The organism is Atopobium sp. oral taxon 416, from assembly GCF_018128285.1.
GTDB lineage: Bacteria > Actinomycetota > Coriobacteriia > Coriobacteriales > Atopobiaceae > Olsenella_L.
In genome coordinates, this window is the sequence record NZ_CP072380.1 from 409,196 (window position 1) to 431,072 (window position 21,877).

The 21,877-nt window shown below is 55.2% G+C and carries 37 protein-coding genes; 32 read left to right on the forward strand and 5 right to left on the reverse strand.

The window, feature by feature from the left end; translation table 11 throughout:
* The 19 genes from rpsC to map all read left to right on the forward strand — a co-directional run bounded on the left by rpsC (position 1) and on the right by map (position 11,345).
* Positions 1 to 711, forward strand: coding sequence for a 30S ribosomal protein S3 (gene rpsC, locus J4859_RS02150; protein WP_212332401.1), 711 nt, complete (start codon positions 1 to 3; stop codon positions 709 to 711).
* A complete protein-coding gene (rplP, locus tag J4859_RS02155; RefSeq protein ID WP_212332403.1) occupies positions 711 to 1,124 on the forward strand; it encodes a 50S ribosomal protein L16 in 414 nt (137 codons plus the stop codon). Before rpsC ends, rplP begins: the two co-directional genes overlap by 1 nt.
* Before the next feature lie 3 nt (positions 1,125 to 1,127).
* Positions 1,128 to 1,343, forward strand: coding sequence for a 50S ribosomal protein L29 (rpmC, locus tag J4859_RS02160; protein ID WP_212332404.1), 216 nt, complete (start codon positions 1,128 to 1,130; stop codon positions 1,341 to 1,343).
* Between the two features lie 16 nt (positions 1,344 to 1,359).
* Positions 1,360 to 1,626 (forward strand): 30S ribosomal protein S17, encoded by a 267-nt coding sequence (gene rpsQ / locus J4859_RS02165; protein ID WP_212332405.1) that lies wholly within the window; start codon positions 1,360 to 1,362, stop codon positions 1,624 to 1,626.
* Positions 1,627 to 1,705: 79 nt separating this feature from the next.
* Entirely contained in the window at positions 1,706 to 2,074 is a 369-nt protein-coding gene (gene rplN / locus J4859_RS02170; RefSeq protein ID WP_212332406.1) for a 50S ribosomal protein L14, read from the forward strand.
* A gap of 12 nt (positions 2,075 to 2,086) precedes the next feature.
* Entirely contained in the window at positions 2,087 to 2,404 is a 318-nt protein-coding gene (gene rplX / locus J4859_RS02175) for a 50S ribosomal protein L24 (protein ID WP_212332407.1), read from the forward strand.
* 146 nt (positions 2,405 to 2,550) lie between these two features.
* Positions 2,551 to 3,531 carry a D-2-hydroxyacid dehydrogenase gene (locus J4859_RS02180; protein WP_212332408.1) on the forward strand — a complete coding sequence of 327 codons (981 nt, stop codon included), beginning with the start codon at positions 2,551 to 2,553 and terminating at the stop codon, positions 3,529 to 3,531.
* A 208-nt stretch (positions 3,532 to 3,739) separates the two neighbouring features.
* Positions 3,740 to 4,729, forward strand: a complete 990-nt coding sequence (locus J4859_RS02185) for an alcohol dehydrogenase catalytic domain-containing protein (RefSeq protein WP_212332409.1) — start codon at positions 3,740 to 3,742, stop codon at positions 4,727 to 4,729.
* 297 nt (positions 4,730 to 5,026) lie between these two features.
* On the forward strand, positions 5,027 to 5,587 hold the full coding sequence (gene rplE, locus J4859_RS02190; protein ID WP_212332410.1) for a 50S ribosomal protein L5: 561 nt from the start codon (positions 5,027 to 5,029) through the stop codon (positions 5,585 to 5,587).
* An 83-nt stretch (positions 5,588 to 5,670) separates the two neighbouring features.
* Entirely contained in the window at positions 5,671 to 5,856 is a 186-nt protein-coding gene (locus tag J4859_RS02195; protein WP_212332411.1) for a type Z 30S ribosomal protein S14, read from the forward strand.
* A gap of 87 nt (positions 5,857 to 5,943) precedes the next feature.
* Complete coding sequence (rpsH, locus tag J4859_RS02200; RefSeq protein WP_212332413.1) at positions 5,944 to 6,342, forward strand: 30S ribosomal protein S8; 399 nt, start codon at positions 5,944 to 5,946, stop codon at positions 6,340 to 6,342.
* Between the two features lie 29 nt (positions 6,343 to 6,371).
* Entirely contained in the window at positions 6,372 to 6,911 is a 540-nt protein-coding gene (gene rplF, locus J4859_RS02205; RefSeq protein ID WP_212332415.1) for a 50S ribosomal protein L6, read from the forward strand.
* A gap of 53 nt (positions 6,912 to 6,964) precedes the next feature.
* The gene (rplR, locus tag J4859_RS02210) at positions 6,965 to 7,333 is read left to right on the forward strand and encodes a 50S ribosomal protein L18 (protein WP_212332417.1); all 369 of its coding nucleotides are present in this window, start codon (positions 6,965 to 6,967) and stop codon (positions 7,331 to 7,333) included.
* Between the two features lie 10 nt (positions 7,334 to 7,343).
* Positions 7,344 to 7,865 carry a 30S ribosomal protein S5 gene (gene rpsE / locus J4859_RS02215; RefSeq protein WP_212332419.1) on the forward strand — a complete coding sequence of 174 codons (522 nt, stop codon included), beginning with the start codon at positions 7,344 to 7,346 and terminating at the stop codon, positions 7,863 to 7,865.
* Between the two features lie 2 nt (positions 7,866 to 7,867).
* The gene (rpmD, locus tag J4859_RS02220) at positions 7,868 to 8,059 is read left to right on the forward strand and encodes a 50S ribosomal protein L30 (RefSeq protein ID WP_212332421.1); all 192 of its coding nucleotides are present in this window, start codon (positions 7,868 to 7,870) and stop codon (positions 8,057 to 8,059) included.
* A 10-nt stretch (positions 8,060 to 8,069) separates the two neighbouring features.
* Positions 8,070 to 8,519 carry a 50S ribosomal protein L15 gene (rplO, locus tag J4859_RS02225; protein WP_212332423.1) on the forward strand — a complete coding sequence of 150 codons (450 nt, stop codon included), beginning with the start codon at positions 8,070 to 8,072 and terminating at the stop codon, positions 8,517 to 8,519.
* Complete coding sequence (secY, locus tag J4859_RS02230; protein ID WP_212332424.1) at positions 8,513 to 9,799, forward strand: preprotein translocase subunit SecY; 1,287 nt, start codon at positions 8,513 to 8,515, stop codon at positions 9,797 to 9,799. Before rplO ends, secY begins: the two co-directional genes overlap by 7 nt.
* Before the next feature lie 29 nt (positions 9,800 to 9,828).
* Positions 9,829 to 10,455 carry an adenylate kinase gene (locus tag J4859_RS02235; RefSeq protein WP_212332426.1) on the forward strand — a complete coding sequence of 209 codons (627 nt, stop codon included), beginning with the start codon at positions 9,829 to 9,831 and terminating at the stop codon, positions 10,453 to 10,455.
* Positions 10,452 to 11,345: a type I methionyl aminopeptidase gene (gene map / locus J4859_RS02240; RefSeq protein ID WP_212332428.1), complete on the forward strand. Its 894-nt coding sequence runs from the start codon at positions 10,452 to 10,454 to the stop codon at positions 11,343 to 11,345. The genes J4859_RS02235 and map overlap by 4 nt, the downstream gene beginning before the upstream one ends.
* A gap of 333 nt (positions 11,346 to 11,678) precedes the next feature.
* On the opposite strand, the gene J4859_RS02245 is transcribed toward map, so the two are convergent.
* A complete protein-coding gene (locus tag J4859_RS02245) occupies positions 11,679 to 12,032 on the reverse strand; it encodes a hypothetical protein (protein ID WP_212332430.1) in 354 nt (117 codons plus the stop codon).
* 16 nt (positions 12,033 to 12,048) lie between these two features.
* Here J4859_RS02245 and J4859_RS02250 point away from each other — a divergent pair, with 16 nt between their 5' ends.
* A complete protein-coding gene (locus J4859_RS02250; protein ID WP_212332432.1) occupies positions 12,049 to 12,369 on the forward strand; it encodes a hypothetical protein in 321 nt (106 codons plus the stop codon).
* 315 nt (positions 12,370 to 12,684) lie between these two features.
* On the opposite strand, the gene J4859_RS02255 is transcribed toward J4859_RS02250, so the two are convergent.
* From J4859_RS02255 to J4859_RS02265, 3 genes are all read right to left on the reverse strand, one after another.
* Entirely contained in the window at positions 12,685 to 12,993 is a 309-nt protein-coding gene (locus tag J4859_RS02255) for a transposase (protein ID WP_212332433.1), read from the reverse strand.
* Positions 12,994 to 13,082: 89 nt separating this feature from the next.
* Positions 13,083 to 13,268, reverse strand: a complete 186-nt coding sequence (locus J4859_RS02260) for a transposase (protein ID WP_371812275.1) — start codon at positions 13,266 to 13,268, stop codon at positions 13,083 to 13,085.
* Positions 13,269 to 13,284: 16 nt separating this feature from the next.
* Entirely contained in the window at positions 13,285 to 14,148 is an 864-nt protein-coding gene (locus J4859_RS02265; RefSeq protein WP_212332437.1) for a MurR/RpiR family transcriptional regulator, read from the reverse strand.
* A gap of 323 nt (positions 14,149 to 14,471) precedes the next feature.
* Between J4859_RS02265 and J4859_RS02270 the strand changes: the two genes are divergently transcribed.
* From J4859_RS02270 to J4859_RS02305, 8 genes are all read left to right on the forward strand, one after another.
* Positions 14,472 to 15,329: a class II fructose-bisphosphate aldolase gene (locus tag J4859_RS02270; RefSeq protein ID WP_212332439.1), complete on the forward strand. Its 858-nt coding sequence runs from the start codon at positions 14,472 to 14,474 to the stop codon at positions 15,327 to 15,329.
* Positions 15,330 to 15,345: 16 nt separating this feature from the next.
* Positions 15,346 to 15,771 carry a PTS sugar transporter subunit IIA gene (locus J4859_RS02275; RefSeq protein WP_212332441.1) on the forward strand — a complete coding sequence of 142 codons (426 nt, stop codon included), beginning with the start codon at positions 15,346 to 15,348 and terminating at the stop codon, positions 15,769 to 15,771.
* A gap of 22 nt (positions 15,772 to 15,793) precedes the next feature.
* On the forward strand, positions 15,794 to 16,285 hold the full coding sequence (locus J4859_RS02280; RefSeq protein ID WP_212332442.1) for a PTS sugar transporter subunit IIB: 492 nt from the start codon (positions 15,794 to 15,796) through the stop codon (positions 16,283 to 16,285).
* A 41-nt stretch (positions 16,286 to 16,326) separates the two neighbouring features.
* Positions 16,327 to 17,145: a PTS mannose/fructose/sorbose/N-acetylgalactosamine transporter subunit IIC gene (locus J4859_RS02285; RefSeq protein WP_371812150.1), complete on the forward strand. Its 819-nt coding sequence runs from the start codon at positions 16,327 to 16,329 to the stop codon at positions 17,143 to 17,145.
* On the forward strand, positions 17,142 to 18,020 hold the full coding sequence (locus J4859_RS02290; RefSeq protein ID WP_212332446.1) for a PTS system mannose/fructose/sorbose family transporter subunit IID: 879 nt from the start codon (positions 17,142 to 17,144) through the stop codon (positions 18,018 to 18,020). Before J4859_RS02285 ends, J4859_RS02290 begins: the two co-directional genes overlap by 4 nt.
* A gap of 79 nt (positions 18,021 to 18,099) precedes the next feature.
* A complete protein-coding gene (locus J4859_RS02295; RefSeq protein ID WP_212332447.1) occupies positions 18,100 to 18,462 on the forward strand; it encodes a hypothetical protein in 363 nt (120 codons plus the stop codon).
* Complete coding sequence (locus J4859_RS02300; RefSeq protein ID WP_249113723.1) at positions 18,459 to 19,454, forward strand: ribokinase; 996 nt, start codon at positions 18,459 to 18,461, stop codon at positions 19,452 to 19,454. Before J4859_RS02295 ends, J4859_RS02300 begins: the two co-directional genes overlap by 4 nt.
* Before the next feature lie 580 nt (positions 19,455 to 20,034).
* Entirely contained in the window at positions 20,035 to 20,226 is a 192-nt protein-coding gene (locus J4859_RS02305) for a hypothetical protein (protein ID WP_212332449.1), read from the forward strand.
* A gap of 131 nt (positions 20,227 to 20,357) precedes the next feature.
* Here J4859_RS02305 and J4859_RS02310 read toward each other — a convergent pair whose 3' ends face one another.
* On the reverse strand, positions 20,358 to 20,537 hold the full coding sequence (locus tag J4859_RS02310; RefSeq protein ID WP_212332451.1) for a hypothetical protein: 180 nt from the start codon (positions 20,535 to 20,537) through the stop codon (positions 20,358 to 20,360).
* Between the two features lie 127 nt (positions 20,538 to 20,664).
* On the opposite strand from J4859_RS02310, the gene infA reads away from it, so the two are divergent.
* The 4 genes from infA (at position 20,665) to rpsK (ending at position 21,872) form a co-directional block, all read left to right on the forward strand.
* Complete coding sequence (infA, locus tag J4859_RS02315) at positions 20,665 to 20,883, forward strand: translation initiation factor IF-1 (protein ID WP_212332453.1); 219 nt, start codon at positions 20,665 to 20,667, stop codon at positions 20,881 to 20,883.
* An 80-nt stretch (positions 20,884 to 20,963) separates the two neighbouring features.
* Positions 20,964 to 21,077: a 50S ribosomal protein L36 gene (gene rpmJ, locus J4859_RS02320; RefSeq protein WP_212332459.1), complete on the forward strand. Its 114-nt coding sequence runs from the start codon at positions 20,964 to 20,966 to the stop codon at positions 21,075 to 21,077.
* Positions 21,078 to 21,091: 14 nt separating this feature from the next.
* Positions 21,092 to 21,463, forward strand: a complete 372-nt coding sequence (rpsM, locus tag J4859_RS02325) for a 30S ribosomal protein S13 (RefSeq protein ID WP_212332461.1) — start codon at positions 21,092 to 21,094, stop codon at positions 21,461 to 21,463.
* 10 nt (positions 21,464 to 21,473) lie between these two features.
* Complete coding sequence (gene rpsK, locus J4859_RS02330) at positions 21,474 to 21,872, forward strand: 30S ribosomal protein S11 (protein ID WP_212332463.1); 399 nt, start codon at positions 21,474 to 21,476, stop codon at positions 21,870 to 21,872.
* Positions 21,873 to 21,877: the final 5 nt, after the last annotated feature.

Genomic DNA, 21,877 nt, shown 5'->3' on the forward strand with positions numbered 1-21,877 from the left:
ATGGGCCAAAAGGTACAGCCTACAGGATTCCGTTTAGGTATTACTGAGAATTGGCGTTCCCGTTGGTACGCTGGAAAGGACTACTCCAGCAAGCTTGGTAACGATTTAGCAATCAGAGGATTCCTCGAGAAGAGACTCGCCCGCGCAGCCCTCTCCCGCGTCGAGATCGAGCGTTACGGGGACAAGATCCGCATCCAGATCTTCACCGCACGTCCGGGCATTGTCATCGGCAAGAAAGGCTCTGAGATCGATGCCCTCCGCAATGACCTTGAGAAGGTCGCCGGCGTCAAGAAGGGCCAGATCAACGTCGACGTCGTCGAGGTGAAGCGCCCTGAGCTCGACGCAAACCTGACCGCTCAGTCCATCGCCGAGCAGCTTGAGGGCCGTGTCGCCTTCCGCCGCGCGATGAGAAGAGCAGTGCAGTCCGCCCGCAAGGCAGGTGCCCTGGGCATCCGTATCCAGTGTTCCGGCCGCCTCAACGGCGCTGAGATGAGCCGCCGTGAGTGGTACCGTGAGGGCCGTGTCCCTCTGCACACGATGCGCGCAAAGATCGACTTCGGTGAGGCTACCGCACACACTCAGATGGGTTCCTGCGGCGTGAAAGTCTGGATCTATCTCGGCGAGAAGCTTCCGGGACAACCGGTTCCGAACCCGGCGCTCGAAGGCCCGTCGCGTCCTCGCCGTCGGAATAACGAGAGGAGGGGCAGATAATGCTAGCTCCAAAGCGTGTAGCACACCGTAAGGTTCAGCGTGGCTCTATGAAGGGCCAGGCAAAAGGCAACACCAAGATTTATAACGGTGAGTGGGGCCTCAAAGCTCTCGAGAGACATTGGATCACCAACCGCCAGATCGAGGCTGCCCGTGTCGCAATCACCCGTTGCATGAAGCGTGGTGGCAAGATCTGGATCACCATTTTCCCGGACAAGCCGATCACCAAGCACCCGGCCGAGGCCCGTATGGGTTCCGGCAAAGGTAACCCCGAAGAGTGGGTCGCAGTCGTCAAGCCGGGCCGCATTATGTTCGAGGTCGGCGACGTCGATGAGGCGACCGCCAAAGAGGCGCTGCATCTGGCACAGTACAAACTGCCGATCAAAACCAAGATCGTTAAACGTGGGGAGGAATAAGACATGAAGCCAAGCGAAGTCCGCGCACTTTCAGACGAGGAGCTCTCTCAAAAGTTCCACGACGCTCGTGCCGAGCTCTTTAACCTCCGCTTCCAGATGGCGACGAGCCAGCTGGACAACACCGCACGTGTGAAGCAGGTTAAGCACGATATCGCGCGTGTCCTCACCGAGCAGCGTGCCCGTGAGCTCGCAGCACAAACGACAGCAGACAAAGATTAGATCGTAGGAGATACAAATGGCTGAGACCGTTACAAGGAACTCTCGTAAGGTCCGTACCGGCGTCGTCTGCGCTATCTCTGGCGACAAGACGGTTGCTGTTGAGATGGCATACAGAAAGCGCCATCCTAAGTACGGCAAGATGATGACGATTCATAAGAAACTGCACTGCCACGACGAAAAGAACGAGTGCCACGTGGGAGATCGTGTCCGCGTCATGGAGACTCGTCCCCTGAGCAAGACAAAGCGTTGGCGCGTAGTAGAGATCGTTGAGCGCGCTAAGTAAGCATTGTTTTGGTAGATCACCCGGTGCGTCCTACAGATGAGGGCGCACCTCTGGTGAGGTGTAATTCGGAGGAACTTTCATGATTCAGATGGAGACTGTCCTCAACGTCGCCGACAACTCCGGCGCTCGTCGAGTGAAATGCATCAAAGTCATGGGCGGCTCCAAGCGTCGTTACGCAGGAATCGGAGATACCATTCGCTGCGCCGTGCAGGATGCTACGCCCGGTGGCAATGTAAAGAAGGGTGATATCGTCACCTGCGTTGTCGTCCGCACTGTCAAGGAGACACGTCGCAAGGACGGCAGCTATATCAAGTTTGATCAGAACGCATGCGTCTTGGTCCAAAATGATGGCACCCCGGTGGGCACCCGTATCTTCGGGCCGGTTGCGCGTGAGCTTCGTGACCGCAAGTACATGAAGATCGTCTCGCTCGCACCCGAGACGCTGTAAGGAGACGAAGTCATGGCAAAGATGAACATCAAGAAAGGCGATACCGTCGTCGTCCTTTCCGGCAAGGATCGCGGCAAGCAGGGGGAGGTCCTGCATGCCTATCCTGCTGAGGGGAAGGTCATCGTCGAGGGCGTCGCCAACACAAAGAAGGCACAGCATCCCGATCAGCAGGGCCAGAACGGCGGCTTTGTGACGCGCGAAGCAAAGATCGACGTTTCCAACGTTGAGCTCATCTGTCCGAGCTGCGGCAAGCCGACCCGTGTGGGCCACGATGTGGATGCCAATGGCAAGAAGGCCCGTGTCTGCAAGAGATGCGGAGCACAGTTCTAAGTTCGTTGCAGAGATGCTTTCAAGACGCTCTGAGTGCAAATGCGCGCCGGAGCGCCTTTTTTGTTACCGAGTACGGGTGCAAGCTGATAGAGTAGGGAGAGTCATGAAGCAAGGGAAGAGGAGCACAGCGTACGGCACTCAATATCTTGGTCGTTCTTCCGGTAAATGAAAAAGAAGCGCAGCGGTTTCAGGCGATGGCACCCCAGGCGCATTTCACTTTTGCTGCTCAGGTGGAGCACCCTGAGCAGCTCTCCAAGACGCCTGATGCGGTGTTAGACGGGACAGATATCGATACTGCGGACATTATAATCGGCAATGTAGCGTCGAGGCTCCTGACCCATGCAGATAAGCTGCAGTGGATCCAACTAGGAAGCGCAGGCGCCGATGCCTATGTGAAGCCGGGCGCGCTCCCGGATCGTACCCGCATCACCACGAGCGTGGGCGCCTATGGTCAGGCGGTCGCCGAGCATGCATTGGCGCTGCTCTTGTCACTGATCAAGAAGCTTCCCGAGTACCGCAAGATGCAGGAGGACCATGCCTGGGAAGATCTCGGACCCGTGACGACACTCGCCGATGCACAGGTGCTCGTGATGGGAGCCGGGGATATCGGCCTGCACTTTGCAAAGATGGCCCACGGGCTGGGCGCCCACTGTATCGCCTATCGTCAACACAAGCCACAGGAGCTCTTTGATGAATATACGAAGGCCTTCGACCTCACGATCACCAAGGAGCACCTCCTACACGTCCTGCCTGAGATCGACTGCGTCGCGAGCTTCCTGCCATCCACCCCTGAGACCCAGGGGCTAGTCAACAAGGAGTTCATCGATGCGCTGCCCAAGAGGGCCTATATCGTGAATGCTGGCAGGGGCGATCTGATTGTAGAGCAGGATCTGATCGACGCATTGACGAGTGGGGATCTTGCCGGAGCTGCGCTCGATGTCACACCAGAGGAGCCGCTGCCCAAGGAAGATCCGCTCTGGGAGGCGCCGCACCTGCTGATCACGCCGCACATCGCGGGATACTGGCACCTGCCGCAGACGCGTGAGCGCGTGGTTTCCATCGCACAGAGGAATCTCAAGTCCTATATATCGGGCAAACCGTTGCGCAACGAGGTGACCCGTGAGTGAGCCTTACGTGGCATATCAACGTTCTCTGCACCAGATAGGAGGGTTTCTCTCGGGGAGCCGCTCCTTTTTACTATCAAATGGGTACCAGTGATTGCTGGCGGGCGGCAGACTACGACGTATGCCCGAAGACCGATGTGGTGCTTCTTCACATTCCTGGATGATGTTTAATGGGGATGACATTCTCTCTGATACAAAGGGGTGTTCGATCATGGCAACAATGCAAGCGATCAGACTAACGGGGCCCTGCTCAACCAAGGAGCTTGTACCTACTACCGTTGAGAAGCCGACGATCAAACCAGGCTATGTCCTGATCAAGGTCAAAGCCTTTGGCGTGAACGAGTCGGAGATCACGAGCCGTAAAGGGGGATCCTCGTCGGACTTCAGCTATCCCCGCGTCCTCGGTATCGAAGGCGCAGGCGAAGTTGCTGAGGTAGGTGAAGACAGCCCCTTTCACGTCGGGCAAAAGGTGGTCACAATGATGGGCGGCCTGGGACGCGGGATCGACGGCTCCTATGCGGAGTACACGTTGGTCAGAGAGGACAGCGTGATTCCGGTCAACGTCGATGCCCCCTGGGATCTGATTGGATCCCTTCCGGAAATGCTCCAGACCGCTTACGGGTCACTTACAGAGGGGCTTGCCGTACAGGCAGGCGACATCCTGTTTATTCGCGGTGGCTCCTCAACCGTCGGCCTCATGGGGATTATCGTCGGCAGACTGCTCGATGCCCGGGTCATTGCGACAACGCGGCAGGAGCAGAAGCTGGCACCGCTCAAGGACTATGGCGCAGAATGTGCGGTGCTCGACGACGATGAGCTGCCGGAAAAGATGGCGGCGATAGTGCCGTGTGGCGTTGACAAAGTACTTGAGCTGGTCGGATGCTCGACGCTCTTCCAGGATCTGGGCTTCATGCGGCAGGGTGGCTACGCCTGCTTTACCGGAGCGTTGGGTGGTCAGTGGACGGTACCGGACTTCTCTCCCTTCAGCATCCCTAAGGGGTGTTACCTCACGAGCTATGACGGGGCTGCGAATGATCTTCCCGCCAGCTTCTTCAACTTTGTGTTGGGTAAAGCGGCAGCAGGGGATATCAAAATCCCGATCGCGCAGGTTTACCATGGCCTCTCCGAGGTAGGCAAAGCGCAGGGGAACCTCGAATCCGGGAAATTCATCGGTAAGCACGTCGTGGTGTTGGACGACTAGCTTGCAATAGCTTAAAGTGGGAAAACGCGCAGCAGTGCGAAGGGCATTCGCTGTGCGTTTTTTGTGTCTTGACTGGCATACCCTGTTCGCAGATTTTGGCCAAACATTGCGACAAGATGGTGAATTCTTTCTTTAGATGAGTTGCCACTAGCAATTCACGCAGCAAAACCGTATGATAGTAGTCTGTGTCTCTGTGCTGGTATGCTCCCGGTGCATAGGCATAGCTGGCTCCTGGCACCCGGCCAGGAGGCGTGAGGTTAGAAATCCCACGCTTAAAACCCCAAGATAGGAGCCTAGATGGCAGAAGAGAAATATGTTCCTCGCCTGAAGGAGAAGTATTACGCCACCGTGCGCGATGATCTTCAGAAGAAGTTCAACTACCCCAACCCGATGATGATCCCGAAATTCGAGAAGATCGTCGTTAACATGGGCGTCGGCGAGGCAGCGACCGACTCAAAGGCGATCGATGGCGCAATCGCCGACCTGCGCGCTATCACCGGCCAGCAGCCGATGATCACCCACGCCCGCAAGTCAATCGCTACCTTCCACCTTCGTCAGGGACAGGCAATCGGCGCTAAGGTGACCCTGCGCGGCGACCGTATGTGGGAGTTCCTGGATCGTCTGATCTCCATGGCTATCCCCCGCATCCGTGACTTCCGCGGTATCTCCCTGAAGAGCTTCGACGGTCGTGGCAACTTCTCCATGGGCGTCACCGAGCAGCTGATCTTTCCTGAGGTTGATTTCGATAAGGTTGATCACACCCGTGGTATGGATATCACGATCGTGACGACTGCACAGACTAACGAGGAGGGCAAGGCCCTGCTCGATGAGTTCCACTTCCCGTTCAGAGAGGAGTAGGGGACTCAAAAGGACGGTTTCAGTCCGTACATTCGGTTTCAACATTCATGTGAGTACGTGAGTGTTTTTGGTTAGGAGGATTTGTGGCTAAGACATCGATGATCGTCAAAGCTCAGAGAACACCGAAGTTTTCTACGCGCAAGCAGTACCGCTGCCAGAGATGTGGCCGTCCACGCTCTGTGTACCGCAAGTTCGGCCTGTGCCGTGAGTGCTTCCGTGAACTCGCGAACAAAGGCGAGCTTCCTGGTGTCACCAAGGCCTCTTGGTGACACCAGGGCTCTCGCGGTTAGGCACGCCTGCCACGGGTGGGCATGAACCAATCGCGCAGCTTCATCTCGAACAAAGGAGAAACATCAATGAAGATTACCGATCCCGTTTCAGATATGCTGACGCGTATCCGCAATGCGAATGCTGCCGGTAAACCGACCGTCAGCATGCCTTCAACCAAGGTATTGGCTGAGATCGCACGCGTTATCACTGAAGAGGGCTATGTGGAGGGCTATACAGTAGAGGACACCAAGCCTCAGAAGACCCTCACTATCACCTTGAAATATGGCAAGCGCAGGGCCCGCATTCTCCGCGGCATCAAGCGCATCTCTAAGCCGGGCCTTCGTATCTATAGTTCAGTCAAAGACCTTCCCCGTGTCCTGGGTGGATTGGGCACTGCTGTGATCTCCACCTCCAAGGGCATGATGTGCGACCGTGACGCCCGTAAAGCAGGCGTGGGCGGCGAGGTCATCTGCTACATCTGGTAGAACGCGACAGGAAAGAAGGGAGACGGCGTATGTCCCGTATTGGTAAGCAGCCTGTCACGGTTCCATCCGGTGTCACCGTGACGATTAACGGCTCTGATGTACAGGTCAAGGGACCCAAGGGTCAGCTTGAGCGTACATTTTCAGATTTAGTGGCCATCGATCAGAAAGACAATGTTGTCACTGTCACCAGAAACGACAAGGAGGACCCTGAGTCCAACGTGATGCAAGGCCTCGTCCGTGCCCTCATCAACAACATGGTGGTGGGCGTGTCTCAGGGCTATGAGAAGAAGCTCGAGCTCACGGGCGTCGGCTACCGTGCGCAGCTCAAAGGCAAGACCCTTGAGCTCACCGTCGGCTTCTCTCACCCCGTCGACTATGAAGCTCCTGAGAACATCACCTTTGAGGTCCCTGACAACACCCACATCACGGTCAAGGGCATCTCTAAAGAGCAGGTCGGCCAGGTCGCCGCTGAGGTCCGCATGACCCGTCCGCCTGAGCCATACAAGGGCAAGGGCATCCACTATGAGGGTGAGCACATCCGCAGAAAGCTCGGTAAGGCAGCTAAGTAGTGAGCCAAAAAGACCATTACCCTGTCAGGTGATGGCATGAAGAAGGAGTATCAATGGATAAGAGCCAGAAGAAAAGAGCGGGACTCAAGCGCCGTGAGCGCCGTGTCCGTGCCAAGATCTTCGGAACTGCGCAGCGCCCTCGTCTGAGCGTCCATCGCAGCAATGCTAACATCTACGCTCAGGTCATCGACGACGCAGATTCAAAGACTATCTGCAGCGCTTCAACTCTTGACCCTGAGTTCAAAAAGTCCGGCAAGATCGGCTCCAACAGAGAGGCTGCTGATATGGTCGGCAATCTGATCGGGAAGCGCGCCGTGGAGAAGGGCGTTACCGAGGTCACGTTTGACCGCGGTGGCCACATCTATCATGGCCGCGTCAAAGCTCTCGCTGAGGGTGCCCGCAAAGTGGGACTGAAGTTCTAGGAGGAATCGAATGCCACGTGATCGTAGACGTCAGGAGGACTCCGATCTTCAGGAGCGCGTCCTGTTTATTCACCGTGTGTCAAAGACAGTCAAAGGCGGACGCCGTATGTCCCTGCTCGCACTTGTCGCAGTAGGGGACGGCAAAGGTAAGATCGGCCTTGGTCTCGGCAAATCTGCTGAGGTCCCGCAGGCCATCGCCAAGGCTGTCGAAGATGCCAAAAAGCAAATGTTCAAAGTCGCCGTCACCGACGAAGGAACGGTACCCCACGAGGTTGAGGGTCACTTTGGTGCAGGCGACGTATTGATTAAACCGGCTATCGAAGGTACCGGCGTTATCGCCGGCGGACCTATTCGTCCGATCTTCGAGCTCGCCGGTGTGACGAATGTCTTGTCCAAGTCCCTGGGCACCACTAACCCGCTTAACATGGCTAAGGCGGCAGCCGTAGCCCTGCAGCAGCTGGAGCTTCCTGAGCAGACCGCTGAGCGCCGTGGCATCACCGTCTCTGAGATGTTCGCCGGAAAGGAGAACTAAGGATGGCTGAAGCAGAAACACTCAAGGTCAAGCTGGTACACAGCGCAGTCGCATCGAGGCGCAAGGACATGACGGGTACCTGCCACGCTCTGGGCCTGCGTAAGATCAATGACGTTTCCATACTGCCTGACAATCCAAGCGTTCGTGGGATGATCTTCAAGGTCAAGCACCTTGTTGAGGCAGAAGAGAACTAGGAGTCGCCAAATGCAATTACATGATCTTTATCCCGCGAAGGGCTCCAAGAAGGCTCGCAAGCGTATTGGCCGCGGAAATGGTTCCGGCCATGGTACGACCGCAGGTCGTGGCACCAAGGGCCAGCTCTCTCGTTCCGGTGGCGGCAAAGGCGCCGGTTTTGAGGGCGGCCAGACGCAGCTTGCCATGCGCCTTCCGAAGCTCCCGGGTTTCAAGGACCACAATCGTGTTGCGTATGTCCCGGTCAATGTGTCGCGTCTCGACGCCCTGTTCAACGACGGGGACACCGTTGATCCTGAGTCCCTCGTCACAAAGGGCGTTATCAAGAAGGACTTCATCCCGGTTAAGGTCCTGGGCGATGGCGATCTGACCAAGAAGCTCACCGTGAAAGTTGATGCCGTTTCTCAGTCCGCCCAATCCAAGATTGAGGCAGCCGGTGGAAAGGTAGAAGCAGTGTGCTAAAGGGAATTGTCAACGCGTTCCGGGTATCGGAGTTGCGCAACAAGCTTCTGATCACGATCGGCATCCTGGTGCTGTATCGTGTGGGAGCGTATATCCCTGTGCCGGGCATCCCCTTCCAGGGGATGCTCTCCGCTTATGCTGCGGCGGCTTCAGGTTCCGGAGCACTCGCTGTCCTGAACTTGTTCTCAGGCGGCGCACTTTCCCGTGTGTCCGTCTTCAGTTTGGGCATCATGCCGTACATCACGGCACAAATCATCATCCAGATGCTGCAGGCAGTTGTCCCGTCCCTCTCCGCAATGGCTGAAGAAGGCGAGGCCGGTCAGCGCAGACTCACGCAGTACACGCGCTATCTGACCGTCGCCCTGGCAATTCTTTCCGGCATCGGCTATCTCTTCCTCTTCACCAGCCCGCTCTACGGTATCACCTTTGAGGGGATGGGCATCCCGGTCTGGCTGGAGAACACTATCGTCGTCGCGACGATGGTCGTCGGTGCCATGATCATCATGTGGCTCGGCGAGGTCATCACCCAGCGCGGTATCGGTAACGGTATGTCGCTGATCATCTTCGTGAACATCATGGCCGGCTTCCCCGCTGCGCTGATCTCGTCGGTGCGAAACTCTGAGAACGGTTGGTTGATGACGATCATTACGTTAGCGATCATCATCGTAGTCATCCCGTTCATCGTCTACATCGAGCGTGGTCAGCGGCGCATCACGATCCAGTACGCGAAGTGCGTCGTCGGTCGCCGTATGATGGGTGGTCAGGCAACCTATCTGCCGATCAAGGTCAACACTGCCGGTGTTGTGCCGATCATCTTCGCTTCCGCGATCCTGTATCTCCCGGCGCAGATCGCCGTCTTCTTCCCGAGCGTGGGTTGGATGACTGCGTTTGCGAACGCTGTTTCCTCCGGCTGGCTGAACTGGGTTCTGTCGGTCGCGCTGATCGTCTTCTTCGCCTACTTCTACACGGCGATGATCTTCAATCCTGATGAGACTGCGGATATGCTCCGCAAACAGGGTGGCTTCATTCCGGGCGTGCGTCCGGGCAAGCCGACGGCGGCCTACATCAAAAACGTTATCGACCACATCACCCTGCCGGGTGCGCTGTTCATGGCAGTGATCGCTGTCGTTCCGTCGATTATTTTCGCCTTTACATCCAATTCATTGATCCAAGCCTTTGGCGGTACGTCTATCCTGATTATGGTGGGCGTCGGGCTCGATACGATGTCCGCTCTTGAGGGTCAACTCAAGATGCACAACTATGAGGGGTTCTTCAAGTAGTCCTTTTCTAGCGAAGGTGAGGAGTCACTATGAAAATCGTTCTGCTCGGTGGTCCTGGGGCCGGCAAGGGTACACAGGCTCAACGCCTGGTTGCTGAGTTCGGTGTCGCTCATATCTCAACGGGCGATCTTCTCCGTGCTGCCGTGAAGGCAGGTACCCCTTTGGGCAAGCAGGCCAAAAGCTATATGGACAAGGGACAGCTCGTCCCTGACAGCCTGGTCGTCGACCTGGTGAAGGAGCGTTTGCAGGAGGAGGATGCCCAGAGGGGCTTCATCCTCGACGGGTTCCCGCGCAACACTGCGCAGGCAGTGACACTCGACTCCGAGCTGAACACTATGGGCATCAAGCTTGATGCCGCGATTCTGATCGATGTGCACCCCGACGTCATCGTCAAGCGCTTGAGCTCCCGCCGCACCTGCAAGAAGTGCGGCTACACCGGTGGCGCGGATATGGAGGTATGTCCGCGGTGTAGTGGCGAGATGTATCAGCGCGACGACGATAAGCCTGAGACCATTCAGCACCGCCTCGCTGTGTACCAGTCACAGACTGCACCTCTGGTTGAGCACTACAAAGGCCACAGAATTCTGAAGACCGTGAACGGTGAGCAGTCGCAGGACAAGGTCTACCAAGACATTAAGGATCTGCTGAACTTATGATTACGTTGAAATCCCCCGAAGACATCAAGACGTACCGACAGAGCGCAGGGAAGCTCTCAAAAGAGGTCCTGCGTATGGTTGGTACCATGATCAAACCGGGCATTTCCACCCTCGAGCTCGATAAGGCCGCAGAAAGTTTTATCAGAGAGCGCGGCGGGGAGTCGGGCTTTAAAGGCTTCGAGGGATTTCCGTCTACCCTGTGCACCTCGGTCAACGACCAGTTGGTGCATGGTATCCCATCTCCGAAGGTCATTCTCAATGAGGGTGACATCATCTCCATAGACACCGGCGCTGACGCCGATGGGTGGGCAGGCGACAATGCCTGGACCTTCCAGGTCGGTGAGGTCTCCGACGAAGTAAAGGCGCTGTGTGAGTGCGCTCGCGATTGCTTAGCCGCCGGTATCCAACAGGCGTCGCCGGGCAATACGCTTGGTGACATCGGCCATGCGATCCAGAGCTTAGCAAAGGAAAACGGCTATGGTGTCGTACGTGACTATGTCGGCCACGGTATCGGACACGATATGCACGAAGACCCTAATGTCTTGAACTATGGGAAACCGGGTCGTGGCGTATGCCTGCAGGCTGGTATGCTCTTAGCGATTGAACCGATGCTGACCTTGGGGTCTGCCCGTGTCCACATGCTGAGTAACGGTTGGACAGTAGTGACCGACGATGAAAAGCCCTGTGCTCACTTTGAGAATGTCGTTGCCGTGACTGAGGATGGACCGGTGATTCTGAGCGCTGATGAGAAAGGGCCCTGGTGCCCGATGGTTGGTGGTCCTGATGCTGAGATCGAAGTGCCGGCATCATTCAGAGAGAATGAGGAAGGTACTGAGGTTTCAGAGGAGGAGAACAGTTCCTCTGAGGCTGAAAGCACCGATCAGCAGTAACTGAATTTAGCAACTAAATCAACTGTTGGAGGCCTCGCTTTTACGAGCGAAGCCTTTCTCTTTAGCCGACATCTACTCCACAGGTTCCTGGCTTTATGGTCTGTTGCCGGTTTCATAGCTGGTGAATCCACACTCTAAGTGTAACAACTAGTTACGAGGTAGCGACTCACGCACGACCTAAGTTGGTGTTTGCGGAGACATCATCTTGGAGGCAGGCATGGGCCACTACAGCTATCTTAGCGTCGAGGAGCACAAGAACATCATGGGATCCGGAGGATTCAAGTTCGAAATCGTGTGTAAGTTAGCTCATAAGCAACTACCGCCTGCAAGCCATCACGAATCAAGCCTCATCTGCCGCTGCGTGCAGGCTATCTCCGCGAGCGCCTCCTTCCTCCTCTTTAGTTCCTCGACCGCCAGCAGGCAAGTACTGTTTGCTTTTTGCCGCCCATCTGTCGTTCTACTCGATGAGATAGGTCCCCACGAGCCTGATGAGTAAGCCCTCGCGGTTCCGTCAATAGTCTTTGGCACTTTCTCCAGCCGGGGTCCCGTCCCGGTAGTCGAAGCTAGCCCTGCTGCTTCTTGAGCACCCTCCCTGTCGTCCCATCCGTTCAGCAGGTCGGTGTCGAGGTAGCGCCTGGGGCCCCAGCTGCCCTCGGCCACGTACTTGCACCTCGCCACCGCCAGCATCCCCGAGGCGTGTGTCTTGCGCTTTATTTGCCGGTTCAGCCGCTCTATGCCGTTGTTGGTGCAGATCCTCCTCCAAGTGCTCCGGTGGGAAGAGCACGCAGGTCAGCGTCTCTTCGACGCCGGACTCGATCAGCCCGGCAGCGGACTCGAGCTTGGACGCCTTGAGCGAGGCGGCTGCTTCCTTCCTGCTGCTTACCACCTTGTCGAGCACGTTGCGGTAGAAGTGGAGCGTGCAGCGCTGCTACATCGCGTGTGGGAAGACCTCCTGGATGGTGCTGAGCACACCCGCGGACTTGTCGCCGGTGCCATGCGCACGCCCGAAGCCCTTGCTCCCTGAGCTTGAGCAGGAAGGCTTTCCAGCTCTTCTTTGACTCCACGTAGCCCTCCTTACAGCCGATGACCTTACGGAAAGTCCCAGGCGCTGGACGCCTATGGTCACAAGCACACCCACGCCCTCCTAGGCCCCTACCCAGTTCCTCTTCATGTACGTGCCGTCCAGCTAGACGTAAAGGGGTACTTGCCCGTGAGGGGACGGCATCGCCACTCGCCGAAGGCCTCGCGCATGAGCTTTAAGAGCGTGGTGGACGAGACGCTTAAGCCCCCAGAGGATCTCTGAGACCTCCTGTATCCTTTTGGTGGAGACGCCCGCCAGCTACATCTCCATCATCGCTTGCCTGAGGAAGCTCTCCTGCCTGTGGTAGCGCTCGATGACCTTCGAGGCGAAGGTCGCACCTCTTAAAGCTTCTAGATGCTTAAGCGTCACGTCCCTTAAGGTCGTGGTGAGGTTTTGCCTGTAGTGGTCGGAGCAGCAGGCCTGCCGCTCGTAGCGGCCTGCGTTGACGATCTGGTTTGCCTGCGCATCCAGCAGAGCGTTCAGTGAGTCCTGCACGGTTTTTCTGACGAGCTCCCCGAGGTAGTCCTGAAGCTTCGGCTCGTCGAATGATACTATCTGGTGTGACATGGTCCCGCTTCCTCGTCTCGAGTGGTTTGCTTGGTCGCTTCCAATCGTAGCGAGACGGGGCCATGTTTCTCTATGCGGCTATCCGGTTTTCAAAAGTGCGAAAGAAACTGTACGTCATCGCCTTCGCTCGGGAATATAGTGATGAGCTTCGAGGTGCGCTTCACCTCGGCGTTGAGCCTCTCCAGGCAGTTTGAGGCCCTGGTGCACCTGCGTGCCGCCTGCGGGAGGGCCATGACTTCCAATTGCGTCCTTAACCCGGTGTCCAGGCAGTTCAGCGGTGGCTGCCGTTTTCTATTTCCGTTCCTGGGGCTCGACGTCGCTCTTTGCGGACTTCCAGAACATGAGGTTCTTCTCCTTCACGTCCTCGGAGTCATGGGAGAGAAAGAGGAAGAGTGTCTCGATGACGAAGTTGAGGGAGTTCTGCGAAAAGCTCAGGTCTGAGAGCATTCGATCTCTGTTGGCAGTTTCGATTACGATATCTGCCCTGCTTGCAAGGTCTGACTCTGGGTTACTCGTGATGGTAATGATCGAGGCTCCCGCGTCGTTGGCATTGTCTATGACGGGGATGAGTCGCCTAGAGTATCCCGAGCTTGATAAGACAACCAGACAGTCGTGGTTTGTGAGCTGTAGGGAGAGTTGAACGCTTCCATCTGTCGAAGCTGGGGCGGCACTGCGATAGCCAGCTTGCCAGAGCTTATAGGCTGCATTCTGTGCAATGGGAATGGTGTTTCCGACTGCGGCGAACATAGTTAGGTCGGCAGATTCGATTGCGCTGATTGCCTTCTTTAGTGTCGACTGATCCAGCATTGCCGCAGTGCTCTTGAGCTCATCCACCTTTGCTTTGAGGATGTAGTCCATCGACTCGCGAACGTTGTCTATCGAGATTTCAGTCTGAGCAGGATTTGAAGGCGAGACCGATTGCTCGTCGTGTGCCAGCGCAACTCTTAGCTGAGCAAAGTTGTCGAAGCCCAGTGAGCGCACGAACCGAGACATGGTCGCTCGCGATGTGCCTGACTTAACTGCAATCTCATAGGCATTAAGTGAAGAGACCTCATGCCGATTCTCGGCGATGAAATCCGCTATGCGCTTCTCCGAGGCGGAAAGGTTCTCATATCGCGAAAGGATAGCGTCGATAACGCTAACTCCACTGTCCATTGTTTCTCCCATCAGCTCGAGGAAATGGCGCGCCATACTCTGGGGTACGCCACCCTTCGAGTGCAAGCCAAACATAGCATTAAGGCACTTCTCAGCTGAAGTGAAATTGCATTTCGGGATTCTGAGCGCACAAACAACATCAACGGTTTGTCAGTTTAAGAAAATATGAGTTAAAACCCATTGATATAACTACGTTCAACCGAAAACTCATACCGAATACGGAAATATATTCCAAAAAATATTGCTTTAAATGAAATTAGATTTACTATTCCCGTAGTCGAAGAGGTACGACGGCAAGCCTCGCATAAGAGAGAGGAAGAGAAATGGCATTGATAAAAGTGAAGGATCTTCTGGAGCATGCGACCAAGCACCACTACGGGGTCCCTGCAATAAACTCCGTCAATCCCGAGACGGTTCGCTTTGCAATAGAGGCGGCCGAGCATGAGAGGCTCCCGATTATCGTGCAGTACTTCCCGGGATTCGCTGACTATATGCCTGTGAATGTAATGGCGTTCGCTGCTTGCCAATATGCTCGCAAGGCCAGCGTTCCCGTTGCGGTTCACCTGGACCACTCAAAGGGCTACGACATTGCGGTCGGTGGCATTAAAGATGGTTTTCCCTCTGTCATGGTGGACGGGTCCTCGCTTCCCTATGAGGAAAACGTCAAGCTCACGCAGGATGTGGTGAACATCGGTAGGGTGTTCGATGTGGACGTTGAAGCGGAGCTGGGGCATGTGGGCGAGGGCTCTAGTGTGGATGACATCAAGAACAGTGACCACTACACCAAGCCTGATCAGGCGGTTGACTTTGTGGAAAGAACCGGGTGCGGTTCGCTTGCGGTTGCAGTTGGCAATGCGCACGGACCCTATTGCACTGAGCCTAACTTGGATTTTGAGCGCATCAAGGAACTGCGCGCCGCGGTAAATATCCCCCTGGTTATGCATGGCTGCTCGGGCATTCCCGATGATCAGTTGCAGGAGGCCGTTAACCTTGGCATGAGCAAGTTCAACATCGCCACTGAGTACTTTCGTGCCATCTATCACTCGATGGAGAGGCACATGGCAAGTGGGAAGATCTATGACGGGGATGGAGTGAGCCTCGGGTCTTGTGCACGGGACGACGCCCATGAGTTTGTGGCGAAGAAGCTCCAGCTCCTCAACCCCAACCACTTCAGTCTCTAGATGGAGGGGAAGTGCGATGAGGCGGATTCTCCTAGCTTCACATGGTCACTTTGCCAGTGGCCTCAAGAGCTCAATCGACATCCTCGCTGGTGAAAGCTCTGGAGTTACTGCAATTGATGCCTATGTGGACAACAGTGACTATACAGCCGCTATTCGAGAGTTCATTGACTCCTGCACTCCAAATGATGAGGCGGTCATCTTCACGGACATCCTCGGAGGCAGCGTCTTTCAAAAAGTTGCGCTAGAGCAGCCGGAGCATCACGGTGTCATGCATGTGACTGGAATGAACCTCGCGGTGGTCATGGAGTGTCTTCTGACTCCAGAGAAACTGACGAAGGAATCTGTCGACGAGATTTGTGCTGCTGCTGCGAGTCAGCTCCGGCGAGTGCAGGTTCTGAACGAAGAAGCCACTGACAACTCAGGAGAGGGTTTCTTTTCATAGGGGACGACGAGAGGAGGTTCAAATGATCGAACAATTGCGCGTTGACGATCGACTCATACATGGACAAGTTGCTCTCATGTGGTCGAAGGCGCTGAATACCAGGGGTATCATCGTCGCAAATGATGGTGCTGCGAAGGATAAGATGGTTGCCTCTACCCTTAAAATGGCTTGCCCGAGCTCTCAACATCTTCTCATTAAGAGTGTTAACGATGCTGAGGAAGTCATCAACGACTCACGCAGCAAGGCAATGCCTATCTTTGTCCTCACCAACTGCGTCAAGGATGCCCTTGCATTGGTGGAGTCATGTTCTGGGATGATCAAAGAGGTAAATATCGCAAACGTAGGAAGGTTCGTGAACAGTGAGAAGACTCGCGTGATGCCAAATGTCGAGCTGACTCCCGAAGAGGTCGAGGCCGCCCGAGAGCTATGCAAGCGTGGTATTCCAGTGTTTCACCAGGTCACCCCGAATGATGCGAAAACCGGTGTTGAGACGGCGCTGGAAGACATTAGGTAGCTGGCCCTTCGTGGGTTGAAGATACGAGTCAAGGAGGAACAATGCTTGGTACAGCTCTACTCGCTATGCTGTCTGCATTCATAAGCATCGGCAGTAATTACATGTTCGGACAATGCATGTCCGAGCGACCCCTCGTAGCCGGCATGGTTGCTGGCCTTCTCTTTGGAGACGTGACCACTGGTGTCATCGTGGGCGCTGCGCTCGAAGCAATATTCATGGGTGCCGTTAATGTTGGCGGCGCAGTTACGGCAGAGCCGGTCACTGCCACAACGCTTGCCGTGGTCTTCGTTGTGGTGATGCACATGGATCAGGGTGTGGCAATTGCCCTTGCGGTTCCTATTGGCCTTCTCGCAGGTTTGGTGTATGAGTTTATCCACCTGTCGCTTTCCAGCCTTGGCGCGCCGTTCATCGATCGCGCGGCAGCTTCCGGCAAGGAGAGGAACATCAAGCTCGTTCACTTCTTGGGATGGGTCATAAAATATGGAATCTGCTGCATTCCCACCTTCCTGGGTGTGCTTCTCGGTGCTGAGCCTGTGAGCCAGATGATCAACCAGGTGCCTAAAAATGTTATTGCGGGATTCTCCGCCTCTGGCAACCTGCTTCCTGCTATCGGTATGGCAATGCTCCTGAAGATGCTCTGGGACAAGAAGCTGTCCATCTACTTCTTGCTGGGCTTCATCCTGGTTTCGTATCTGGGACTCGACATGGTCGGAGTTGCGGCATTTGCCGCTGTGGTCGTTGTTGTTACTGCCCTGAGGGATAAGCAGACGCTGGATCTTCAGCATGAGTGCGAAGGCCGTAGGCCCGCGCTGGAGTCCAGTCCTGATGCAGATAATGAGGAGGAGGCGTTCTTCGCATGAGTGACGAGATTGAGAAGACTTCCTCGCCAGACGAGATGAAAGTCAACATCAGTGCCAAGGGTCTCTCGCCCGAGGACAGGAAGATGCTCAACAGCATCTATTGGAGATCGTTCACGGAGTACTGCTTCTGGGCGGGCGAAGCTGAGGCAGGTTCGGATGGCTTCATCTATTCGCTGATGCCTGCCTTCAAGCGCTTCTACAAGAGTGATGAAGACCGCACCAAGGCAATGGTTCGCCACACCACGTGGTTCAACATGACCGAAAATGTGTCCACTTTTGTCATGGGCCTTGTCGCAGCAATGGAGCGAGAGAACAGTGAAATTGAGGATTTCGATGTCAGCTCCATCAACGCGGTGAAAGCGTCTCTCATGGGACCGCTTTCGGGCGTGGGCGATGCAGTGTTCTGGGGCGTGCTCAGGGTCATCGCAGCCGCTGTGGGTATTTCCATCGGAGCAACGGGCTCCGTGCTTGGACCCATTCTTTTCCTGCTCATCTACAATATCCCCTCGATGCTCTGCCGCTGGTGGATGCTGATTCTGGGTTACAAGCTGGGATCCTCGTTCCTCTCCAAGGCGTACGAGTCTGGAGTCATGGGAATCATCATGAAGGCGGCAAGCATTCTTGGTCTTATCATGATTGGCGCAATGTCTGCAAGCTTTGTCAAGTTCAGCTGCGCCCTTAGCATTCCGGTTCCCAATACGGATGCCGTAAAGGTCCAGACGTACCTGGATGCAATTTTCAAGGGACTCGTTCCCATTTCGCTCACCCTATTCTGCACATGGCTTCTACAGAAAAAGGTCAATGTGGTTTGGCTCATCCTTGGTATCATGGCACTTGGTCTGCTCTTCGGAATGACTGGTGTTGTTTCGGCATAGCATTGTTCTACGAGGTCAGGCGAGTGCGGCAATGGAGCCGTGCCCGCCTGTTTCCGATTGTTGGAAAGGGGAGATCGCGATGACAGGGAAGTCAGAGTGCTCTCATATCCGTGAGACTAAGGCTAAGCCTGTAGGTGTGCCGACATACGACGAGAAGTCGGTGAAAGCTGTAGCCGACATCAAAGTTGCCTCAGTGATGCGTCGGGATCGGTCGATGCTCTGCGTCCTATGCGGATTGCTCTGCATTGCTTATGTGACCCTGTATAGGCAGACCTCAGCGATTACATGGGTCATACTTGCTATTGCCACGGGTGTGGCGATGGTCTGGTTTGGCATGACTGCGATGGCAGCGCGAAAGTCGGTGAAGAAAGCTGTGCTTTCGATCGATCAGTCCACTGAGGACGGAGTTGGTGCTACTACTGCAGGGGAGGGAGCTAAGTGACGCGTGAAACTAATAGGGGCTTCGATGTGGAATCCCTTATCAGGGGTGTCTCCTCCTCGAACGGTATCGTTTGCGTCTTGGGTTCCATGAATGCCGACTATACCGTTACGACCGAGCGGCTCCCCCTCCCGGGGGAGACAGTCCCGGGTGGCCCCATTGCCCTGCTTCCTGGGGGAAAGTCGGGCAATCAAGCGGCATCTGCCGCGCGAATTGGTGCAAACGTAAGGATGTTTGGCGCCCTTGGCAAAGATGAAAATGCTGACTTCCTTGCTGGGAAACTCATGGAAGCTGGAGTGGACGTCTCTCATGTGGCAAGACTCGAAGGGGCCAGCGGCTCCACTCTCATAACGGTCGACGCCGCTGGAGAGAATACGATTGTCTATTCGGCAGGATCGAATGCACTTCTCTCGCCATCATATATTGACTCTGTGCAATGCGACTTGACGGAAGGGGCGGTATTGGGGCTTTGCCTCGAGAGCCCAATGGATGCCGTTGTCGAAGCGGCTACCATCTGCCACAGCGCAGGAATGACAGTGCTCCTGAACGACTCGCCCTTTACCGCGTCATTGCCAACTGATTTGATAGAAGCTTGTGATGTGCTGCTGGTAAACGAGCATGAGATCACTCAGTTCCTTGGTGCGGAGAAGCTGGCTGGTGTCGATACGGACTGGCATGAGATCTCTTACCGTATGGCAGAAATCGGGTTTGAACGAGAGATCATTACGTTGGGCTCCGCAGGTTCAGTGGTCATAGATTCCGGCGAGATTGAACACGTAGATCCTGTAACGGTCAAGGCGATTGATATGACTGGGTGCGGTGATGCGTATATGGGCGCCATCCTTGCTGGTCTTGTCGCTGGGTATAACTTAGGAGATTCTGCACATATGGCGTCTGCTGTCTCGGCTTTTGCTGCAACGGGAAGGGGTGCCCAGTCATCTTATGGGAGTGGGGATCAGATAATAGATGCGCTCATGGGAGGATTCAGCGCCTAGAGTGTGCAGCTGGCTTTCGTGCTGTCGGTCAAACAAATCAATGATCAACTGTGCCTGTATGTGTCGATGGTTATTGCGGTGGTCTCCTTTTGGTGGCTGCCGCTTCCCATTTGTATGCGGCTTGCGAACAAGGGAAGTGGTATGTGTTGCCCGTATAGAAAACTCTATTTTGAGGGGTGAATCTACGCTCTGAGTGTAACAACTAATTACGAGGTAACGACCTACGTACGACCTAAGATGGTACTTGCAAAGACATCACCTTGGAGGCAGGCATGGGCCGCTACAGCCATCTTAGCATCGAGAAGCGCGAGGACATCATGGTTTGCTGGAGGAACCAAGAGGGCATAAAGTCAGATCGCGAGGGAGGTCGGCCGTCTCCAGGTAGATCAGACGCAACGGCAGCGTGACGAGCAGCGGGCGCTGGTACAGGGCCTCCCCGGCAAGCGCAGGGTCGACACCAGGCACAACCGCTCGAGGTGGCAAAGGCTCATGGACGGCCTAGGAGGTGCTCGCTTGTCGTTTGCTCCATGCGCGATAAGCATTGGTCCTACGAGCAGATATCGGCCCACATCAGGGCCGAGTGGCCCTCTCCGTAAGCGACACCACCATCTACCGTACCGTGGAGTCGGGCTCGCTCAACTGCGAGCTTGCCGGCCACCACAAGGCCGCTCAGACACCCAACTCAGAGGCTATCAAAATACACGCCACAGACGCCGAGGTCCAGAAGGCCTACGATTCACTCAACCGAGGGCTGCGCAAGCGTCTGGGTTAGAAGTGCCTCTGGGAGGTCTATCACCACAAGACGTTGTACTTGCTTTGAGGATTCATCCTCCTTCGTCCTGTTGAATATGGTGTAGGCAGCGCCAAGCAGCTCGTCTCTTCGTGAGGGTGTAAGCGACGGGTTTACGTCTGTGCTTTACAGTAACCTGTAAGAGTGTCTTTTGTTCCTTCGCCATCTCCAGCACGGCTGCCATCTTGAAGCTCGCACTGTATGTCTTCCTCATGGTCTTCTACATCCTTGCCGTACAATCTGTATCCTTTGGAGACATCTTTGCGGGATTTGAAAGGATGGTCAAAATCCATGTCTTAGAATTACCGGCCATATTATTGCTCTGTGGACATTCATAAAACTTTGTATTTTTCAGAAGTTTTTGCTAGTATTATAATTCACTGTCATTGTGGAGCTATATGACGTGAAAGGTTGTGAAACTTGAGTAAGCAAGATGCAATTGAGCTTGAAGGTACTATCCTCGAGCCCTTGCCAAATGCGATGTTTCGAGTTGAGCTGGAGAATAAGAAGACGATTCTGTGCACCATTTCCGGGAAGATCCGTATGAACTACATCCGTATCCTTCCGGGTGACAAGGTGACCGTGGAGATCTCTCCCTATGATCTGACTCGGGGCCGCATAACATATCGTTACAAATAGAGAGCAATTTTAGAGAGCAATTTTCGCCTGCGGCTGGGCGTCTATATAGAACCTGTAGGAAACAATCGAAGGGGATTGCAATGAAGGTACGTCCTTCGGTAAAGAAGATGTGCGACAAATGCAAGATTGTCCGTCGCCATGGTCGGGTTTACGTTATTTGCGAAAACCCTCGTCATAAGCAGCGCCAAGGTTAAGAGAGGAGCAAAAGTTGCCACGTATTAATGGTGTTGACCTCCCGCGTGAGAAGCGCGTTGAAGTTGGCTTAACCTATCTTTATGGCATTGGCCGTACGTCCGCTACCAAGATTTGCAAAGAGAGTGGGATCAATCCGGACACTCGTGTCCGCGATCTCACTGAGGGAGAAGTAACAAAGATCCGCGAGTACATCAACGCGCATTACACTGTCGAGGGCGATCTTCGCCGTGAGCGTCGTCAGAACATCAACCGTCTCATGGAGATCGGTTGCTACCGTGGTCTTCGTCACCGTAAAGGTTTACCTGTTCATGGACAGCGCACCCACACGAACGCTCGCACCCGCAAGGGTCCGCGTCGCCAGATCGGTGCTAGGGCGAAGGCTTAAGGAGTAGTAGATGCCACAGAAGAATCAGCGCACGACGCGCGTGAAGCGCTCTGAGCGCAAAAATATCGCTGTGGGCCAAGCCCACATCAAGAGCACCTTTAACAACACGATCGTCTCTATCTCCGATGCACAGGGCAATGTCATTGCCTGGCAGTCCGGCGGCACGGTCGGCTTCAAGGGCTCCCGTAAATCCACCCCGTTCGCGGCACAGATCGCAGCTGAGCAGGCTGCCAAGGCCGCTATGGAGCATGGTCTTCACAAGATCACCGTCTTCGTGAAGGGTCCCGGCTCTGGCCGAGAGACCGCTATTCGTTCACTTCAGGCAGCAGGCCTGGAGGTTTCAGGTATTCAGGATAAGACACCCATCGCGCACAACGGTTGCCGTCCGCGCAAGCGTCGTCGCAACTGAGGAAG

Coding starts and splice junctions, on each gene's coding strand:
- rpsC (WP_212332401.1), top strand. CDS start 1: ATGGGCCAAAAGGTACAGCCTACAGGATTCCGTTTAGGTATTACTGAG.
- rplP (WP_212332403.1), top strand. CDS start 711: ATGCTAGCTCCAAAGCGTGTAGCACACCGTAAGGTTCAGCGTGGCTCT.
- rpmC (WP_212332404.1), top strand. CDS start 1,128: ATGAAGCCAAGCGAAGTCCGCGCACTTTCAGACGAGGAGCTCTCTCAA.
- rpsQ (WP_212332405.1), top strand. CDS start 1,360: ATGGCTGAGACCGTTACAAGGAACTCTCGTAAGGTCCGTACCGGCGTC.
- rplN (WP_212332406.1), top strand. CDS start 1,706: ATGATTCAGATGGAGACTGTCCTCAACGTCGCCGACAACTCCGGCGCT.
- rplX (WP_212332407.1), top strand. CDS start 2,087: ATGGCAAAGATGAACATCAAGAAAGGCGATACCGTCGTCGTCCTTTCC.
- J4859_RS02185 (WP_212332409.1), top strand. CDS start 3,740: ATGGCAACAATGCAAGCGATCAGACTAACGGGGCCCTGCTCAACCAAG.
- rplE (WP_212332410.1), top strand. CDS start 5,027: ATGGCAGAAGAGAAATATGTTCCTCGCCTGAAGGAGAAGTATTACGCC.
- rpsH (WP_212332413.1), top strand. CDS start 5,944: ATGAAGATTACCGATCCCGTTTCAGATATGCTGACGCGTATCCGCAAT.
- rplF (WP_212332415.1), top strand. CDS start 6,372: ATGTCCCGTATTGGTAAGCAGCCTGTCACGGTTCCATCCGGTGTCACC.
- rplR (WP_212332417.1), top strand. CDS start 6,965: ATGGATAAGAGCCAGAAGAAAAGAGCGGGACTCAAGCGCCGTGAGCGC.
- rpsE (WP_212332419.1), top strand. CDS start 7,344: ATGCCACGTGATCGTAGACGTCAGGAGGACTCCGATCTTCAGGAGCGC.
- rpmD (WP_212332421.1), top strand. CDS start 7,868: ATGGCTGAAGCAGAAACACTCAAGGTCAAGCTGGTACACAGCGCAGTC.
- rplO (WP_212332423.1), top strand. CDS start 8,070: ATGCAATTACATGATCTTTATCCCGCGAAGGGCTCCAAGAAGGCTCGC.
- J4859_RS02235 (WP_212332426.1), top strand. CDS start 9,829: ATGAAAATCGTTCTGCTCGGTGGTCCTGGGGCCGGCAAGGGTACACAG.
- map (WP_212332428.1), top strand. CDS start 10,452: ATGATTACGTTGAAATCCCCCGAAGACATCAAGACGTACCGACAGAGC.
- J4859_RS02245 (WP_212332430.1), bottom strand. CDS start 12,032: ATGCTGGCGGTGGCGAGGTGCAAGTACGTGGCCGAGGGCAGCTGGGGC.
- J4859_RS02255 (WP_212332433.1), bottom strand. CDS start 12,993: ATGTCACACCAGATAGTATCATTCGACGAGCCGAAGCTTCAGGACTAC.
- J4859_RS02265 (WP_212332437.1), bottom strand. CDS start 14,148: ATGGACAGTGGAGTTAGCGTTATCGACGCTATCCTTTCGCGATATGAG.
- J4859_RS02270 (WP_212332439.1), top strand. CDS start 14,472: ATGGCATTGATAAAAGTGAAGGATCTTCTGGAGCATGCGACCAAGCAC.
- J4859_RS02275 (WP_212332441.1), top strand. CDS start 15,346: ATGAGGCGGATTCTCCTAGCTTCACATGGTCACTTTGCCAGTGGCCTC.
- J4859_RS02280 (WP_212332442.1), top strand. CDS start 15,794: ATGATCGAACAATTGCGCGTTGACGATCGACTCATACATGGACAAGTT.
- J4859_RS02285 (WP_371812150.1), top strand. CDS start 16,327: ATGCTTGGTACAGCTCTACTCGCTATGCTGTCTGCATTCATAAGCATC.
- J4859_RS02290 (WP_212332446.1), top strand. CDS start 17,142: ATGAGTGACGAGATTGAGAAGACTTCCTCGCCAGACGAGATGAAAGTC.
- J4859_RS02295 (WP_212332447.1), top strand. CDS start 18,100: ATGACAGGGAAGTCAGAGTGCTCTCATATCCGTGAGACTAAGGCTAAG.
- J4859_RS02310 (WP_212332451.1), bottom strand. CDS start 20,537: ATGGATTTTGACCATCCTTTCAAATCCCGCAAAGATGTCTCCAAAGGA.
- rpmJ (WP_212332459.1), top strand. CDS start 20,964: ATGAAGGTACGTCCTTCGGTAAAGAAGATGTGCGACAAATGCAAGATT.
- rpsK (WP_212332463.1), top strand. CDS start 21,474: ATGCCACAGAAGAATCAGCGCACGACGCGCGTGAAGCGCTCTGAGCGC.